Consider the following 16,357-nt stretch of genomic DNA (forward strand, 5'->3'; position numbering starts at 1 on the left):
TTGGGAGTGTTATTGCGCAGCCTGGATACGCCAGATTCCAAACGGTTGTGATGGATCAAGACGCGTGTGCTGATACTTGCCGTACCAGGTCCAGCGGTGTCCGGTCATCAGGTCTTCACCCGACGTCGCCGCGTCATCCGGCAGGCCCATTTCCCACAGCGGCAGCTCGAAATCTGCTTCCTGTGCGTTGAAGGGGTCAAGGTTGACGGCAATCAGAATGAAGTTGCTGCCATCCGCCGAACGCTTGCCGAAGTACAGAATGTTGTCATTCCAAGCGTTATACAGTTTCAAGCCCAAGTGCGTTTGCAGCGCGGGGTTCTGCCTGCGAATGCGGTTAAGCTGGGCGATCTCGGCAATGATGTTGCCCGGTGCGGCATAGTCCCGAACGCGAATCTCGTACTTTTCCGAGTCCAGATACTCTTCCTTGCCCGGAATCGGTGCCGCTTCACACAACTCAAACCCCGAATACATGCCCCACAGCCCTGAGCCCATGGTGGCCAGCGCTGCACGGATCAGAAATCCAGGACGGCCGGACTCATGCAGGAAGCGCGGGTTGATATCAGGCGTATTGACGAAAAAGTTCGGGCGATAGCAATCACGCCAAGGCACTTCGTTGAGCTGGGTGAAGTACTCGGACAGCTCTGCCTTGGTGTTGCGCCAGGTGAAATACGTGTAACTCTGGCTGTAACCGACCTTGCCCAGTCGCGCCATCATGGCAGGCTTGGTGAATGCTTCGGCAAGGAACATGACCTCAGGATGCTGATTGCGCACCTCGCCGATCATCCACTGCCAGAACGGTAGCGGTTTGGTGTGCGGGTTATCGACGCGGAAAATCTTCACGCCTTCATTCACCCAGCCCAGAACGATGTCACGCAATTCCAGCCACAGACCGGGAATGGCATCAGGCGCGTAAAAATCGACGTTGACGATGTCCTGATACTTCTTCGGCGGGTTTTCCGCATAACGGATAGTGCCGTCCGGACGCCATGAGAACCAGCCCGGATGCTGCTTGAGCCACGGATGGTCCTGCGAACATTGAATGGCGAAGTCCAATGCGATTTCCAGCCCGTGATCGGCCGCAGCCTTCACCAGGTTACGGAAGTCTTCACGGCTGCCCAACTGTGGGTGAATGGCTTCATGGCCGCCATCCTCACTGCCAATTGCGTACGGGCTGCCCGGATCATCCGCCCCTGCGGTCAGAGAGTTGTTCGGCCCCTTGCGATGGGCACGGCCGATAGGGTGAATCGGCGGGAAGTACAACACGTCGAAACCCATGTCGCGGATGATCGGCAGACGCGAATGGACATCGTTGAAGGTGCCGTGGCGCGCAGGGTCATCAGTGATCGAGCGAGGAAACAGCTCGTACCAGCTGGCGAACTGGGCCAGCTCACGCTCGACATCCAGCGGAAATTCAACGCTACGACTCAGGAAGGCCTGATTATCAGCCAGCTTCATCAGGTTTGCGGTTTCGCTGTGCAACAGCAACGCGACTTTCTCGTCTTTATCGCCCTGCTCCAGCTGACCTAGCAGGCTTTCAATCTGCTGGCGCTGCTCGTGCTGGCTGCGCTCAGCGGCATGCACCAGATGAATGCGCCCCTCTTCCAGTTCCAGGTCGACAGGCACGCCAGCGCCGAACTTTTTGTCCAGTTCGTAACGATAGCTTCCGAACTGATCGATCCAGGCTTCAAGGCGAAACACATAGCGACTGACCGAAGTCGGGGTGAACTCACCGACCCAGCTGTCATTGCCCAGTTCGTGCATCGGCGCGCTATGCCAGGTGTCCTCATCGGCAGCACGCCAGCGGATATTAACCGCCATTTTGTCGTGCCCGTCGGCGTAGACCTTGCTGGTCACGGTGACCGGTTGCCCGATGATCGCCTTGGCCGCAAACAGGCCACCGTCGATCACTGGCAGCGTGTCTTCGATCACGATGCGGGGCAATTGCAGTGCCTGGGTCAGTGACAAGGGTTGGGTTGGGTGCGGTACATCGGTGGCCAGGGAATCCGGACCGTATGGCTGTTCACTCATCGAGCATCACTCCTCACGCCCCAGGGACGCTCCTGTGCATTCCATGCAATGGAAAAATTGACGGTATGGCAGCGGAAAATCGCAACATGCAGAAGACTCGTCGAATTCAGCTGCCTAGGTTCCGAGCGGTCAACGAAGGTAAAGTTCAAAGGTTTTGAGGTTGTCAGGCGGGCGCATTGAACATGAGCCAAACGCAGGGCAGAACAATCGGGCAAGGGTTATCCGGTTCAAATCAATTGAATCATCAATCAGGCCGGGGGGTCGTAAAAAGGGTCAACAAGGAGGCTGCAGCCATGACGCTACCCAATCCTGTAGAAGTACCTGATCCAAACATCGACGACCCCGTTCTGCCCGAGCCAGTACCCGAGCAGGAGCCACCGCCCTCAACGCAGCCCCCCGATCAAACACCGTTAGGCGACCCGCCCGCCAACGCGCCACCTGTAACGGTGTGACGAATCAGTAAGCGGTATCTGAAGGCGCTTGCCAGACCATGCACGCCTTCAGCGCCCGCCCGCCAGATCGATAAATGTTCCTGTGGCATACGACGCATTGTCCGACAGCAGCCAGAGAATGGCCTCGGCCACTTCCTCCGCCGTACCGCCACGGCCCATGGGCAGTGCGCCCTCGAGTTTGCTGACGCGGAACGGATCGCCGCTCAGGGCGTGAAAGTCGGTGAAGATGAACCCCGGCCGCACCGCGTTGACGCGAATGTTCTCCCCGGCCACTTCCCTGGAAAGCCCGATGGTGAACGTGTCCAGCGCGCCTTTCGAAGCTGCGTAGTCCACATATTCGCCTGCCGAGCCGAGGCGGGCCGCGAGCGAGGATACGTTGACGATACTGCCACCGTGCCCGCCGTGACTCGGCAGCATGCGTAACAAGGCATGTTTGCTACACAGCATCGGTCCGACGACGTTGGTCATCATCATTTTGAGCATTCGGAATTCGGACATGTCCTCGACTCTTGAAGCCTGAGCAAGCGTGCCTGCATTGTTGACCAGATGGGTAACGCGGCCGAGTTCCGAATCGACCCTGGAGAACAGGCGCATGATCTCGTCTTCGTTGCTGACGTCCGCCTGCAAGGTGATCGCCTGAGCACCCAGGGCCCTGACCTGCCCTGCCGTCTTTTCGGCTGCGGCATGATCAGACAGATAATTGATACAGATCCGATAGCCCTGTACAGCGGCCAGACGCGCAGTGGCTGCGCCGATTCCGCGCGAGCCACCGGTAATAACGAGGACTTTTTCCATGATTTTTCTCTGAAGCCAGCATCAAGGCGCAGCTAACACCCGCAGGTTAGCCAGACGTTTCTGATCGTGCCAGCCTTTGCCGTCCAGCGCCATCCATGCGCTTCAGAAAGCCGGTTGCCCAACATCGGGCACGTCGACTGCCGCTTTCGCCTCGGCGGCGCGAATTTCGTCGAGAAATTGCTCAGCCGGCAAAGGATAACCGAGCAGGAAGCCTTGCAGGGAGTGACATCCCAAGTGCGTCAGGAAGCGCTTCTGAACCGCTGTTTCTACGCCTTCGGCGACGATCCGCAGGTTCAACGCCTGCCCTACCGCAACGATGGCCGACACGATGGCGGCATCGTCGGTGTCATGCTCAAGGTCACGCACGAAACCTCGATCAATCTTGATTTCATTGGCGGGCAGGCGCTTCAGGTACATCAGGCTGGAGTAACCGGTGCCAAAATCGTCAATCGATAGATCCACGCCCATTTCCGACAGCCTTTGCAACACCGCCAGGCTGGCATCGGCGTCATGCATGGCCGTAGTCTCGGTGATTTCCAGGGTCAGGCAGTTGGCCGGGAGCTGATGCCTGGCCAGCGTATCCGCCACCGCAGTGACCAGCCCCGCATGGCAGAACTGCAGCGCTGACAGGTTCACCGCAATGCGCCAGTGCGCGTAGCCCTGGGTGTACCACTCACGCATCTGTCGGCAAGCCTCATCCAGTACCCACTCGCCGATCTGAATGATCAGGCCGGTTTTCTCTGCCATGGCGATGAACTGATCGGGGCCCATAACGCCTTGTTCCGGATGGTTCCAGCGCAATAGCGCTTCTGCGCCCAGGGGCAGTCCGGTCAAAGCGTCGAACTTGGGCTGGTAATAGATACAGAACTGCCTGTGCTTGATCGCCTTACGCAAGTCCTGAGACATCTGCAGCTGATTGCGTGCGTTGCTGTTCATCGACGCATCGAAAAAGCTGTAGCCGTTCTTGCCGGCCGCTTTGGTGTGATACATGGCGGCATCGGCGTTGATCAGAAGTTCGTGCTGGGTATTGCCATTGCCCGGGTACATGCAGATGCCGATGCTCAGCGAGATCTGCAATTGATGCTCGCCGATGGTAAACGGATTGCCTATTTCATTGACCTGACGCGTTGCGACAGCCAACGCATCCTGCGGGTCATGCAGTTCGACCAGCAGCACGAATTCATCACCACCGATCCTTGCCAGCGTGTCGTGCCGGTGCAGGTTGTTACGAAGACGCAAAGCGACCTGCCGCAACAGCAAGTCCCCGGTATGGTGGCCGAATGCGTCATTCACCGGTTTGAAACCATCCAGGTCCATGAACATCAACGCAAAGCAGCCGCCGCTTTCGCTGACTTTCTTCATCGCCTGCTCGATGCGATCCGTCAACAACACACGGTTCGGCAGCCCGGTGAGGTTGTCATGCAGAGCCAGGTGGGTAAGCTCCTGATTGGCTTCAGTCAGGGAGTTGGCAAGGACAGCGGTACGCGTCTCGAGGTGGGAGTCGAGAATACAACTGAACAGCGCGATACCCAGTATCGAAAGACTGGCGACCAGAACAATCCTGTCCAGTCCATTGCTGCTCAATCCATCGGGCAACGCACCACAAAAGCTGCCATCGGCAAAGGTGGCCGCCGCCATGCCGGTGTAATGCATACCGATGATGGCCGTTCCCAGCAGAATTGCCGCTACCGCACGCATCAGGTATACCCTGGGCCTTTGCTGGCGAAGACGAAACGCTATCCATAACGCCGCCGCAGAGGCGGCAATGCTGATCGCCAGGGAAAGCGCAAACAACCAGGGCGTGTATTCGATACAGGGTTGCATGCGCATTGCCGCCATGCCGGTGTAATGCATGGCGCTGATGCCAAGCCCCAGCAACAACCCACCCAGGCCAATCTGCGCGGCGGATAACAGCGGCCGGGCGGCCAGCCACAGCGCGAAACCGGAAGACAGTATTGCGATCAGCAAGGACAACAGCGCCAGCGGCACATCATAGCCAACGTCGATAGGCAGGACGAATGCCAGCATACCGATGAAGTGCGTCGACCAACTGCCAACGCCCATTGCGAATGCGCCGCCCGCAATCCATACATAAACGGCGCGGCCCCTGGCCGAAATAATACGGCCAACCAGATCGAGAGCAGTGTATGCAGCAACAATTGCGACGAGAACGGAGACCACGACGAGCGACGGGGTATAGCTGCCAATCAACATAAACGCACCTGGAGCCCAATGAGCGCGTCCATGCCGATACTGCGGGGGATGATTGTACGCAATCGCTGCCAAATGTCGCGGTATCTGGTCGAAAAGATGGCAACTAGCTATTAATTTTTCATTTATCACGAACAGTTCAAGAAAAACCGCCTTTGCCCCGAGAAGCACTCACTCCCTGAGGGTCAAACCCGTTTCAGCATTCCAGCCGCCACCCAATGCGGCAATCAGCTGGACGCTGGCAATCAAGCGACTTTGCAGCACGTTCAGCACACTGCGTTCATTGCTCAAAGCAGTAGCCTGTACGTTGACGACGTCAAGATAGCCGATCAGCCCGGCCTTGTACTGGTTGTTGGTCAGGCGCAGCGAATCACGCGCCGACACCAGCGCTTCCTGGCGCACGGCGGCCTCCTGCTCATAGACCTTGAGCTGAACCAGGTAATTTTCGACCTCCTGAAAACCATTCAACACAGTCTGCCGGTACTGGGCGACGGTCTGGTCATACACGGCCTCGGTACGATCGACCTCCGCCGTCCGCCTGCCACCGTCGAACAACGTCAGCGCCAGTTGCGGCCCTACCGACCAGAAGCGGTTGGGCAGGCTGATCCAGTTGGCGAACGTACTGCTGCTGTAACCGCCGCTCATGCTCAGCGTGAAGTCTGGGTAGTAAGCGGCCTTGGCGACGCCGATGTTGGCATTGGCGCCCATCACCGAGCGTTCGGCCGCGGCGATGTCCGGTCGGCGTTCAAGCAACTGGGACGGCAGCCCTGGCGGAATCTGCGGCAATTGCGGAATCGAAGTGCTGGCCGGCAGATTGAAGTCTGCGGGCGCCATGCCCATCAGCACGGCAATGGCGTTCTCGAATTGCGCACGCTGCCAGGCCAGATCGATCAGGTCGGCCTGAGTGCTTTTCAACTGTGTCTGCGCCTGGGCGACAGCGTCACTTCCTGAAATACCGGCGCGGTATTGATTCTGGGTGAGGGTCAGAGAGCGCTGATAGGTGTCCACAGTGGATTCCAGCAGGCGTTTCTGTTCGTCAATGACCCGCAATTGCAGATAGTTCTGCACCAGCTCCGATTGCAGGCTAAGGCGCATCGCTGCCAGGTCCGCAAGACTTGCCTGCGCACTGGCGGTGTCAGCCTCCAGCCCGCGACGCAATTTGCCCCACACATCGGCTTCCCAACTGACGCCCAACTGCGCGTTGTAACTGTTGCGAATTCCCGAGGCGCTGGTATTCGTACCGGTATTCGATGTACCTGTGCCCTGCCCCGAGCGGGTCTTGCCGGTGGTCAGGTCCAGTGTCGGCAGAAATGCGCCTCTGGAGCTGCGCACCAGTGCTTGTGCCTGCCGGTACTGCGCATCGTACTGGGCGACGGTCTGGTTGGAGGTGTTGAGCCGTTCGACCAGCGCATTCAGTTGCGGATCCCTGTACACCTCCCACCACGCACCTTTGGCCATCGCATCACTGGGTGTAGCTGCACGCCAGCCTTCAGCGGCCTTGAACTGCGCAGGCGCGGCCATCGACGGTTTCTGGTAATCCGGACCGACAGCGCAAGCGCTGAGCAGGACAACGCAGAGCCCCAGCGCGAGTGGACGAATCAGCCCTGTCGGGCGGGATATAAAGGCCAGGCGTTCGGTCATAGCGGGGTTTCCAGGGCAGCATCGGTACGCACGCCACGCCATTTATTGTAACGATGGCGCAGACGGTCGAGATAAAGGTAAACCACCGGGGTGGTGTAGAGGGTCAGGATCTGGCTGAAGATCAGCCCACCAATAATGGTCAGGCCCAGCGGTTTGCGCATTTCAGCGCCCTCCGCGGTACTCAGCAGCAACGGCAATGCACCCAGAATGGCGGCCATCGTGGTCATCAGAATGGGGCGCAGGCGTTGCAGGCATGCACTGCGTATCGAATCTTGCGGCGTCATTCCCTGATCACGTTCAAGGTGCAGGGCCAGGTCGATCATCATGATTGCGTTCTTCTTCACCACGCCAATCAGCAGGAACAGCCCCAACAGGGAGATCAGGCTGAATTCGCTGCCCAGCACGTAGATCGTCAGCAATGCGCCCACACCGGCCGATGGCAGCGTCGAGAGGATCGTCAATGGATGGATGTAGCTTTCATAAAGAATCCCCAGCACCAGATACACCGCCAGCAACGCACCGAGAATCATCCAGGGCTGGCTTTTCTGGGTCGAGGCAAAGGCGTTGGCGGTCCCGGCCATCTTGGAAATGATGTCGGACGGCAGCCCGATGGCGGCAATTGCGCGCTCGATAGCCACCGTCGCTTTGTCAAGGCTGGCGCCTTCGGCCAGGTCAAAGGAGATGTTTTCAGCAGCGAACTGACCGTCATGCGAAACCCGATCATTTGCCAGACTGCGCTCGTAATGAGCAATGCTCGACAGCGGCACGCGCTGCCCGTCGGCAGTAATCACCTGAACCTGCTCCAGCGTCACCGGGTCCTGGGCGTATTTGGGATTGACCTCCATCACCACCTTGTACTGGTTGAGGCTGTCATAAATCGTCGAGACCTGACGCTGGCTGTAGGCGTTGTTGAGCACCGCCGTGACCATGTTCATATCGATGCCCAGCCGTTTGGCCGTATCGCGATTGACCACCAGGGTCACTTGCTGCGCCCCGCGCCCTTCCCTGGCGTCAATGGCCGTCAGCTCCGGAATCGATTTGAGCGCCGCAACGATCTTCGGATACCACAGCCGCAGGCTGCTCAGGTCTGCACTTTGCACAATGTACTGATACTGCGAACTGGTCTGCTCGCGACCACCACCCAGTTGCAGGTCCTGATCAGGCGCCAGGAACAGCCTGCCGCCGGGCACATGCGGCATGTTCTTGCGCAGACGCTCGACCACTTTTTCGGCAGACAGCTTGCGCTCGGTAATCGGCTTGAGGCGTACGATCATGAAGGCGTTATTGGTGCCACCGCTGCCGCCGATAAAACCGGCAACGCTCTCCACCGCCGGGTCTGCCAGAATCGAACGGCGGAAGATTTCCATTTTCGGCTGCATGACCGAGAACGAAAGACCGTCGTCACCGCGTACAAACCCCATCAGTTGCCCGGTGTCCTGCTGTGGTAGAAAAGTCTTGGGCACCACCACATACAGCGCGACATTCACCACAACGGTAATCAGCAGGCTGAGCAGTGTCAGCCTGCGATGCCGCATGACCCAGCCGAGCGAGCGGTCATAGCCGGCGACCATGCGGTCGTTGACCCGCTCGCTCCAGCGCTGAAAGGCATTGTCCTTGCCAGGCTCGTGGGGTTTCAGCCAGCGCGCGCACAACATCGGCGTCAGGGTCAGGGACACGATCAGCGAGACGACGATTGCCACCGACAAGGTAATGGAAAACTCGCGAAACAGACTTTCGACCAGCCCGCCCATGAACAGAATGGAAATGAACACCGCCACCAGCGAGACGTTCATCGACAGCAAGGTGAAACCCACCTCTTTGGCACCCAGAAATGCCGCCTTCATCGGGTCGAGACCGTTGTGAATGTGCCGGGAAATGTTTTCCAGCACCACGATTGCATCGTCCACTACCAGCCCGGTGGCGAGGATCAAGGCCATCAACGACAGATTGTTCAGGGAAAAACCTAACAGGTGCATGATCGCAAAGGTGCCCACCAGCGATACCGGAACCGCCAGAGTGGGGATCAGCGATGCGCGAAAGCTGCCGAGAAACAGAAACACCACCATCACTACCAGAACCACGGCAATCAGCAGGGTCATCTCTGCCTCGTGCAGCGTCGCCTTGATCACCGGCGAGCGGTCCATCGCGACATTGAGGCTTACGCTGGCGGGCAGCACAGCCCGCAGGGCTGGCAATTGCGCCTTGATCTGCGCCACGGTTTCAATGATGTTGGCGCCCGCCTGCCGGTTGACGACCAGTAACACCGCCCGGTCATTGTTATAAAACCCGCTGTTGTAGCGATCTTCCACGGCATCGCTGACTTTCGCGACGTCCTTGAGGCGCAAGGTCGCCCCGTCCTTGTAGCGAATGATCAGCGGCGCATAGTCCTTGGCGGTTTCCAGCTGGTCGTTGGCCTGCACCTGCCAGTTATGCAGGTCATCCTCCACAAAACCCTTTGGACGCCGTACGTTCGCACCGGTTATCGCGGTACGCACGTCGTCAAGCGATACGCCGTACTGGGAGAGCATCTGTGGCTCCAGCTCGATACGCACCGCTGGCAGCGAGCTGCCGCCGATCTGCACTTCGCCGACCCCGGAAACCTGCGACAGGCTCTGTGACAGGATGGTGGATGCCAGGTCGTAGAGCTGACCTTTCTCCAGCACCGTCGACGTCATCGACAACACCATGATCGGTGCCTGGGACGGATTGACCTTCTTGTAGGTCGGCATGCTGCGCATACCGCTGGGCAGCAGGTTGCGCGAAGCATTGATCGCCGCCTGCACTTCCCGCGCTGCGCCATTGATGTCGCGATTGAGATCGAACTGCAGAATGATCCGTGTCGTGCCCTGACTTGAATTGCTGGTCATGGTATTGACCCCGGCAATACTGCCCAGCGAACGCTCCAGCGGAGTGGCCACAGTGGAGGCCATCACCTCGGGGCTGGCACCCGCCAGACTGGCTGACACCACAATTACCGGGAAGTCCATGTTCGGCAATGGCGCGACCGGCAGCAAGCGGAAGCTGACCGCGCCCAGCAGCATGATCGCCAGGCTTAGCAATACGGTCGCGACCGGGCGACGGATAAACGGCGCTGACAGGTTCATGCGTCAGCCCGTTCCAGTCGGTCCGGGTCGGCAGGCCTGCGACTCCAGCGACGGCCAAGACGGTCGAAATACAGGTAGATGACCGGCGTGGTAAACAGCGTGAGTACCTGGCTGACCAGCAGACCACCGACCATCACCAGCCCCAGCGGTTGGCGCAACTCTGCGCCTGAGCCGCTGGCGAGCATCAGCGGAATGGCGCCGAACAATGCCGCCAGGGTGGTCATGAGAATCGGCCGGAAACGCAGCAGCGCCGCTTCGTAGATCGCCGTTTCCGGAGCAACACCCCGGTTGCGCTCCGCGTCGAGCGCGAAGTCGATCATCATGATCGCGTTCTTCTTGACGATGCCGATCAGCAAAATGATACCGATGATCGCGATCATCCCCAGGTCATTGCCGCTGATCAGCAAGGCCAGCAAGGCGCCCACTGCTGCCGACGGCAGTGTCGAGAGGATGGTGATCGGGTGGATATAACTCTCGTAGAGCACGCCCAGCACGATGTACATGGTCACTACAGCCGCCAGAATCAGCAGCAACGTGCTCGACAACGATGCCTGAAATGCCTCGGCAGCGCCCTGAAACTGGGTCTGCACACCAATCGGCATGCCGATGTCCTGCTCAACCTGCTCGATGACCTGCACCGCCTTGCCCAATGCGACGCCGGGCGCAAGGTTGAACGACATCATCACTGCCGGAAACTGCCCGAGGTGAGCGATGGCCAACTGTGCCTGACGCTGCTCGACGCGTGCCAGGCTCGACAGTTTTACCTGTGCGCCATCGGTGGTCTTGACGTGGATCTGCTCAAGTGCGGCTGGGCCGAGCTCACTGCCCGACGCGGCTTGCAGCACTACGCGGTACTGGCTGGCCTGGGTATAGATGGTGGAAATCTGTCGCTGACCGAATGCGTCATACAGCGCATCGGTAATATTCGCAACGGTGACCCCTACCCGACTGGCCGCATCACGATCGATGTTCAGATACACCTGCAGGCCCTTGTCCTGCAGGTCGCTGGCCACATCCGTCAACTCGGACCGTTTGCCGAGCGCCTTTACCAGCCTTTCGCTCCACAGCGTCAGCAGCTCGGCGTCGGGCGATGACATGCTGAACTGGTACTGAGTACGACTGACCCGGTCTTCAATGGTCAGGTCCTGCACCGGCTGCATGAACAGACGGATGTCCGAAAGCTTGTCTACCTCCGGCTGCAGGCGCTGGATCACCTCGGATGCGGTGAGGTCACGCTCTGTGTGGGGCTTGAGGTTGATCAGCAGACGCCCGCTGTTGAGCGTTGCGTTATCACCGTCAACACCAATGTAGGAGGACAGACTGACCACCGCAGGGTCCTTGAGAATGATGTCAGCCAGCGCCTGCTGACGCTGGCTCATGGCAGCAAAGGAGACCGACTGTGGCGCTTCCGAAATACCCTGGATCACGCCGGTGTCCTGCACCGGAAAAAAGCCCTTGGGCACAACGATGTACAGCAGCACAGTCAGTGCCAGAGTGACCAATGCCGCCAACAGGGTCAGTGGCTGATGCCTGAGCACCCAGCGCAACCCGCCCGCGTAGATATTGATCAGCCAGTCGATCCAGGCACCGCTGGCGCGATAGAAACGGCTCTGCTCTTCTTCCTTTGGCTCGCGCTTGAGCAGCCGCGCGCACATCATGGGCGTCAGGGTCAGCGATACCACCAGCGATATCAGGATGGCGACCGCCAGGGTGATCGCGAACTCGCGGAACAGTCGCCCGACCACGTCAGCCATGAACAACAGCGGGATCAGGACTGCAATCAGCGACAGGGTCAGGGAAATCAGGGTGAAACCGATCTGCTTCGCGCCCTTCAGGGCGGCCTGCAGAGGTGTTTCGCCCTCCTCGATATGCCGGGAGATGTTTTCCAGCATCACGATGGCGTCATCGACAACGAAACCGGTCGCGATGGTCATGGCCATCAGTGTCAGGTTGTTGACCGAGAAGCCCGCCAGGTACATGACGCCGAAGGTGCCTACCAGTGACAGCGGGACGGCGATGGAGGGAATGATCGTCGCGCTGAAGCGACGCAGGAACAGGAACGTGACCAGGACCACCAGAATGATCGCGATCAGCAACTCGTGCTGAACATCGGTTACCGACGCGCGAATCGTCTGTGTGCGGTCCGTCAGGACCACGACGTCGAGGCCGGCCGGAAGGTTCTCGGTGATTGACGGCAGTAATGTCTTGATCCGGTCGACCACCTCGATCACGTTGGCGCCCGGCTGACGCTGAATGTTCAGCAGCACCGCCTGACTCCGATTGGCCCAGGCCGCCAGGCGTTCGTTTTCCGCACCATCGACGATTTCGGCCACATCCTTCAGGCGCAGGGGGGCGCCATCCTTATAGGCCAGAATCAGGTTGGCGTACTCCTCGGGAGACTTCAGCTGATCGTTGGCATCGAGCATCGAAACCCGGGTCGGCCCATCGAAATTGCCCTTGGGCTGGTTGACGTTGGACGCGCCGATCAGGGTCCGCACATCAGACAGGTTCAGGCTGTTGGCGGCCAGCGCCTCCGGGTTGACCTTGATCCGCACAGCCTGACGCTGCCCGCCGGCAATGCTGACCATGCCGACGCCGCTGATCTGCGAGATTTTCTGCGCCATGCGTGTATCAACCAGATCATTGAGCTTGGGCAGCAGCATGGTTTTCGAGGTAATCGCCAGGGTCAGAACCGGCGTGTCTGCCGGGTTGACCTTGTTATAGACCGGCGGTGCCGGAAGATCGGTAGGCAGAAGGTTGGTGGCCGCGTTGATCGCCGCCTGCACCTGCTGCTCAGCCACATCCATGTTGATTTCGAGGCTGAAACGCAAGGTAATGACCGACGCGCCGCCCGAGCTGGTCGAGGCCATCTGGGTCAAACCAGGCATCTGCCCGAATTGACGCTCAAGAGGCGCAGTGACGGAGCTGGTCATGACCTGCGGGCTGGCACCGGGATACAGCGTCATCACACGAATGGTCGGATAGTCGACCTGAGGCAGCGCCGACACCGGCAGCAGTGTGTAAGCAATCAGACCTGCCAGGACGATTGCCAGCATACTGAGCGTGGTGGCAACCGGACGCAGGATGAACAGGCGCGACATGTTCATACGTTTGGTTTTTCCACCTTGCCGAGTGCTGCCGACTTGTCTGTCTTGCTGTCAGGCTTGCCCTGCAACTTCTGAACGGGACCCGCCGGTACATCCTTGCTGTCGTTGACGACCTCGACTTCAGCACCGTCGCGCAGACGGTCGGTGCCTTCGAGCACCACCCGTTCGCCGGCTGCCAGACCTTCGGTGATCACCGTCGATGTCTCGTCGCTCGGGCCGGTCTTCAACAGTTTGAGTTTGACCTTCTTGTCACCGTCCAGGACATAGACAAAGGTCCCGTCGGTGCCGAACTGAACGGCAGCCGTTGGCACCAGCGTCACCTGTTTCAACGTATCGGCGCGCAGACGCACATTGACGAACTGGTTGGGGAACAGGATCTCGTCACCGTTATCGAAACGGGCCTTGAACTTCAGTGTGCCGGTCGCCACGTCGATCTGGTTGTCGAGGCTGGCGAGTACACCGGAAGCCTGCATTTTCGTATCGCCACGGTCCCAGGCTTCGACGGGCAGCTTGTCGCCGGTGCGGTAGCGGGAAATGACCTTCGACAGGTCCTTTTCCGGGAGCGTGAAGGCGACCGAAATGGGCTGGGTCTGGGTAATCACCACCAGCGCCGTGGTGTCGTTGGCGGCAACCAGGTTGCCGACATCCAGCTGTTTGAGGCCGACACGACCTGCAATAGGCGCACGAATGCGTGTGAAGTCCAGGCTCAGCTTCGCGTCAGCCACGGCAGCCTGATTGGTCTTGATCGTGCCTTTGTACTGATTGACCAGCGACTCGGCAGTGTCGAGGGTCTGTTTGGCGATGCTGTCCTCGGCAAAAAGCCCACGGTAACGCTGTACGTCGAGCTGAGCATTCTTGAGCAGCGCCTGATTGGTGGCCAGCGTACCTTCGGCCTGCTGCAACGCCACCTGATAACTGCGCGGATCGATTTCCGCCAGCAGGTCACCCGCCTTGACCATCTGCCCTTCCTGGAAATAAAGCTTGACCAGCTCTCCCGCCACCCGGCTGCGCACATTGATGGTGTTCATCGCCGTTACCGTGCCAAGCGCCTTGTAGTAGATCGGGAAATCGCCTTCGGTTGCCGGGGCTACCCGCACCGGGACAGCGACAGCCGATGCACCGAAGCCAGGCCGCGCCATGCCACCTGCGCCATGCTTCTTGCTCTCGGCCCCTTTGCCGGGAGTGGAGGCAGGCCATAACCACCAGCACAGGGCAACAATGGCCAACAGGATCAACAAACTGATCAACCAGCGACGGGATTTACGAGAGCCAGACGATTGCATGAATAAATCAACCATTACAGGTGGGGGCTTCTTCAGAAGGCTGAACAATAAGCACAGATGCGTTACAAGCAAAGCGCCTTTACCAAGCGCTTACTTTCGATAAACGTATGACGCACAAACAAAAAAACGGCCTGAGCGGATTCAGGCCGTCGAAGTGTTGCGGAAAGTTACTTAAGCACAGCCAATGCAGCGTCGTAGTCGGGTTCGTTAGCGATCTCTGTTACCAGTTCGCTGTGCAGCACTTTGTCGTTTTCGTCCAGAACAACCACCGCACGAGCGGTCAGACCTTTCAGCGGGCCGTCTGCAATTGCAACGCCGTAATGCTCGCTGAAATCGGCAGCGCGGAAAGAAGACAGGTTCTTGACGTTTTCCAGACCTTCGGAGCCGCAGAAGCGGGACTGGGCAAACGGCAGGTCAGCAGAGATACACAGAACAACGGCATTGCTCAGCTCGTTTGCCTGGGCGTTGAATTTGCGTACCGACGTTGCACAGGTCGGTGTGTCGACGCTCGGAAAAATGTTCAGCACCTTGCGCTTGCCAGCGAAGTCAGCCAGGGTCTTGTCGGCAAGACCTTCACCCACCAGCGTGAAGGCAGGTGCCTTGCTGCCGACTTCAGGCAGCTTGCCATTGACTTGAACAGGGCCGCCTTTGAGGGTTACTTGAGCCATGAAACACATTCCTTTTTTGAGATGAATAAAAGAACCGGAAGTTAAACACGAAAGTGTGCCGTGTCCTATATAGGATATTTCCGAATTTTCTCAGGAAACCAGTCTGTCCCTGATATCTGGGTGGGCACATAATTCCACCAGCCAATCGACGAATACCCTGATGCGTCGTGACAACTGACGATGAGGTGGGTAAAGCACCGTCAACGCCAGCGGCGGCGGACGATGCAACCGCAGCACCTCGACCAGTATGCCGCTGCGCAACTGTGCGGCGACATGGTAACGCGGTACCTGTATCAGGCCGAAACCAGCCTCGCAAGCCGCTACATAACCGTCGGCACTGTTGACCGAAATAGAACAGGCCAACGCTTGATCGACCTCCACGCCACCGGCCATGAACTCCAGACCATAGCGCTTGCCCGTGCTGGTCGAGAAATATTCGATTACCTGATGTTGCGCGAGGTCCGGCAGATTCAGCGGCGTACCGTATCGCTGCAGGTAATCGCGACTGGCGCAAGTGATCTGGGTCAGGCTGCCCAGCGGCCTGGCGACCAGCGTTTCGTCCAATGCTGCTCCGGCGCGCAAGACACAGTCCACGCCCTCGCGGATCAGGTCGACCGGTCTGTCGCTCATGCCGATTTCCAGCCGGATCTGCGGGTAGCGCCGGGCAAATTCAGGCAACGCGGGTATCACGATCATGCGCCCCAGGCTCACTGGCAGGTCAACACGCAGCAACCCCTTGGGCTCGGCACCTGCCGCAGAGAAGGAAGCTTCGGCGTCATCCAGATCGGCCAGCAGGCTTACGCAGCGCTGGTAGTAGGCCTTGCCGTCAGGCGTGGTGCTGACCTGACGCGTAGTGCGTTGCAAGAGCTGCACGCCCAGGTGAGCTTCCAGTTGTTTGATCAGAATCGTCACGGATGCACGGGGCATATGCAGGCTCTCGGCCGCCCTGGCGAAACCGCCCAGCTCGACGATACGGGTGAATACGCGCATGGCGTTGAATCGATCCATGATTACCGGCAGCCTGAATAGAGAGAGCGTGAGAAGGGTCACACTGTTTTAACAGGGTAA

The 16,357-nt window shown here is 59.0% G+C and carries 10 protein-coding genes; 1 reads left to right on the forward strand and 9 read right to left on the reverse strand.

The genetic code is table 11. From position 1 onward, the window contains the following. Positions 1-9: 9 nt before the first annotated feature. On the reverse strand, positions 10-2,028 hold the full coding sequence (locus AO068_RS21280; RefSeq protein ID WP_058409368.1) for an alpha-1,4-glucan--maltose-1-phosphate maltosyltransferase: 2,019 nt from the start codon (positions 2,026-2,028) through the stop codon (positions 10-12). Positions 2,029-2,321: 293 nt separating this feature from the next. Here AO068_RS21280 and AO068_RS29050 point away from each other — a divergent pair, with 293 nt between their 5' ends. Further along, the gene (locus AO068_RS29050; protein ID WP_080394727.1) at positions 2,322-2,480 is read left to right on the forward strand and encodes a hypothetical protein; all 159 of its coding nucleotides are present in this window, start codon (positions 2,322-2,324) and stop codon (positions 2,478-2,480) included. Positions 2,481-2,528: 48 nt separating this feature from the next. Here AO068_RS29050 and AO068_RS21285 read toward each other — a convergent pair whose 3' ends face one another. The 8 genes from AO068_RS21285 to AO068_RS21320 all read right to left on the reverse strand — a co-directional run bounded on the left by AO068_RS21285 (position 2,529) and on the right by AO068_RS21320 (position 16,297). Continuing rightward, on the reverse strand, positions 2,529-3,275 hold the full coding sequence (locus tag AO068_RS21285; RefSeq protein WP_058409369.1) for an SDR family oxidoreductase: 747 nt from the start codon (positions 3,273-3,275) through the stop codon (positions 2,529-2,531). 102 nt (positions 3,276-3,377) lie between these two features. After that, entirely contained in the window at positions 3,378-5,489 is a 2,112-nt protein-coding gene (locus AO068_RS21290; RefSeq protein WP_058409370.1) for a putative bifunctional diguanylate cyclase/phosphodiesterase, read from the reverse strand. A gap of 168 nt (positions 5,490-5,657) precedes the next feature. Next, positions 5,658-7,127, reverse strand: a complete 1,470-nt coding sequence (locus AO068_RS21295; protein ID WP_058409371.1) for an efflux transporter outer membrane subunit — start codon at positions 7,125-7,127, stop codon at positions 5,658-5,660. Further along, positions 7,124-10,231 carry an efflux RND transporter permease subunit gene (locus tag AO068_RS21300; RefSeq protein WP_058409372.1) on the reverse strand — a complete coding sequence of 1,036 codons (3,108 nt, stop codon included), beginning with the start codon at positions 10,229-10,231 and terminating at the stop codon, positions 7,124-7,126. Before AO068_RS21300 ends, AO068_RS21295 begins: the two co-directional genes overlap by 4 nt. Next, the gene (locus AO068_RS21305; protein WP_058409373.1) at positions 10,228-13,338 is read right to left on the reverse strand and encodes an MdtB/MuxB family multidrug efflux RND transporter permease subunit; all 3,111 of its coding nucleotides are present in this window, start codon (positions 13,336-13,338) and stop codon (positions 10,228-10,230) included. The genes AO068_RS21300 and AO068_RS21305 overlap by 4 nt, the downstream gene beginning before the upstream one ends. Beyond that, positions 13,335-14,636: an MdtA/MuxA family multidrug efflux RND transporter periplasmic adaptor subunit gene (locus tag AO068_RS21310; RefSeq protein WP_058401491.1), complete on the reverse strand. Its 1,302-nt coding sequence runs from the start codon at positions 14,634-14,636 to the stop codon at positions 13,335-13,337. Before AO068_RS21310 ends, AO068_RS21305 begins: the two co-directional genes overlap by 4 nt. Positions 14,637-14,788: 152 nt before the next feature. After that, positions 14,789-15,289 carry a thiol peroxidase gene (gene tpx / locus AO068_RS21315; protein WP_005743607.1) on the reverse strand — a complete coding sequence of 167 codons (501 nt, stop codon included), beginning with the start codon at positions 15,287-15,289 and terminating at the stop codon, positions 14,789-14,791. A 90-nt stretch (positions 15,290-15,379) separates the two neighbouring features. After that, on the reverse strand, positions 15,380-16,297 hold the full coding sequence (locus AO068_RS21320) for a LysR family transcriptional regulator (RefSeq protein ID WP_002553679.1): 918 nt from the start codon (positions 16,295-16,297) through the stop codon (positions 15,380-15,382). Positions 16,298-16,357: the final 60 nt, after the last annotated feature.

This window comes from Pseudomonas sp. ICMP 3272 (assembly GCF_001466905.1).
Classification (GTDB): Bacteria; Pseudomonadota; Gammaproteobacteria; order Pseudomonadales; family Pseudomonadaceae; genus Aquipseudomonas; species Aquipseudomonas amygdali.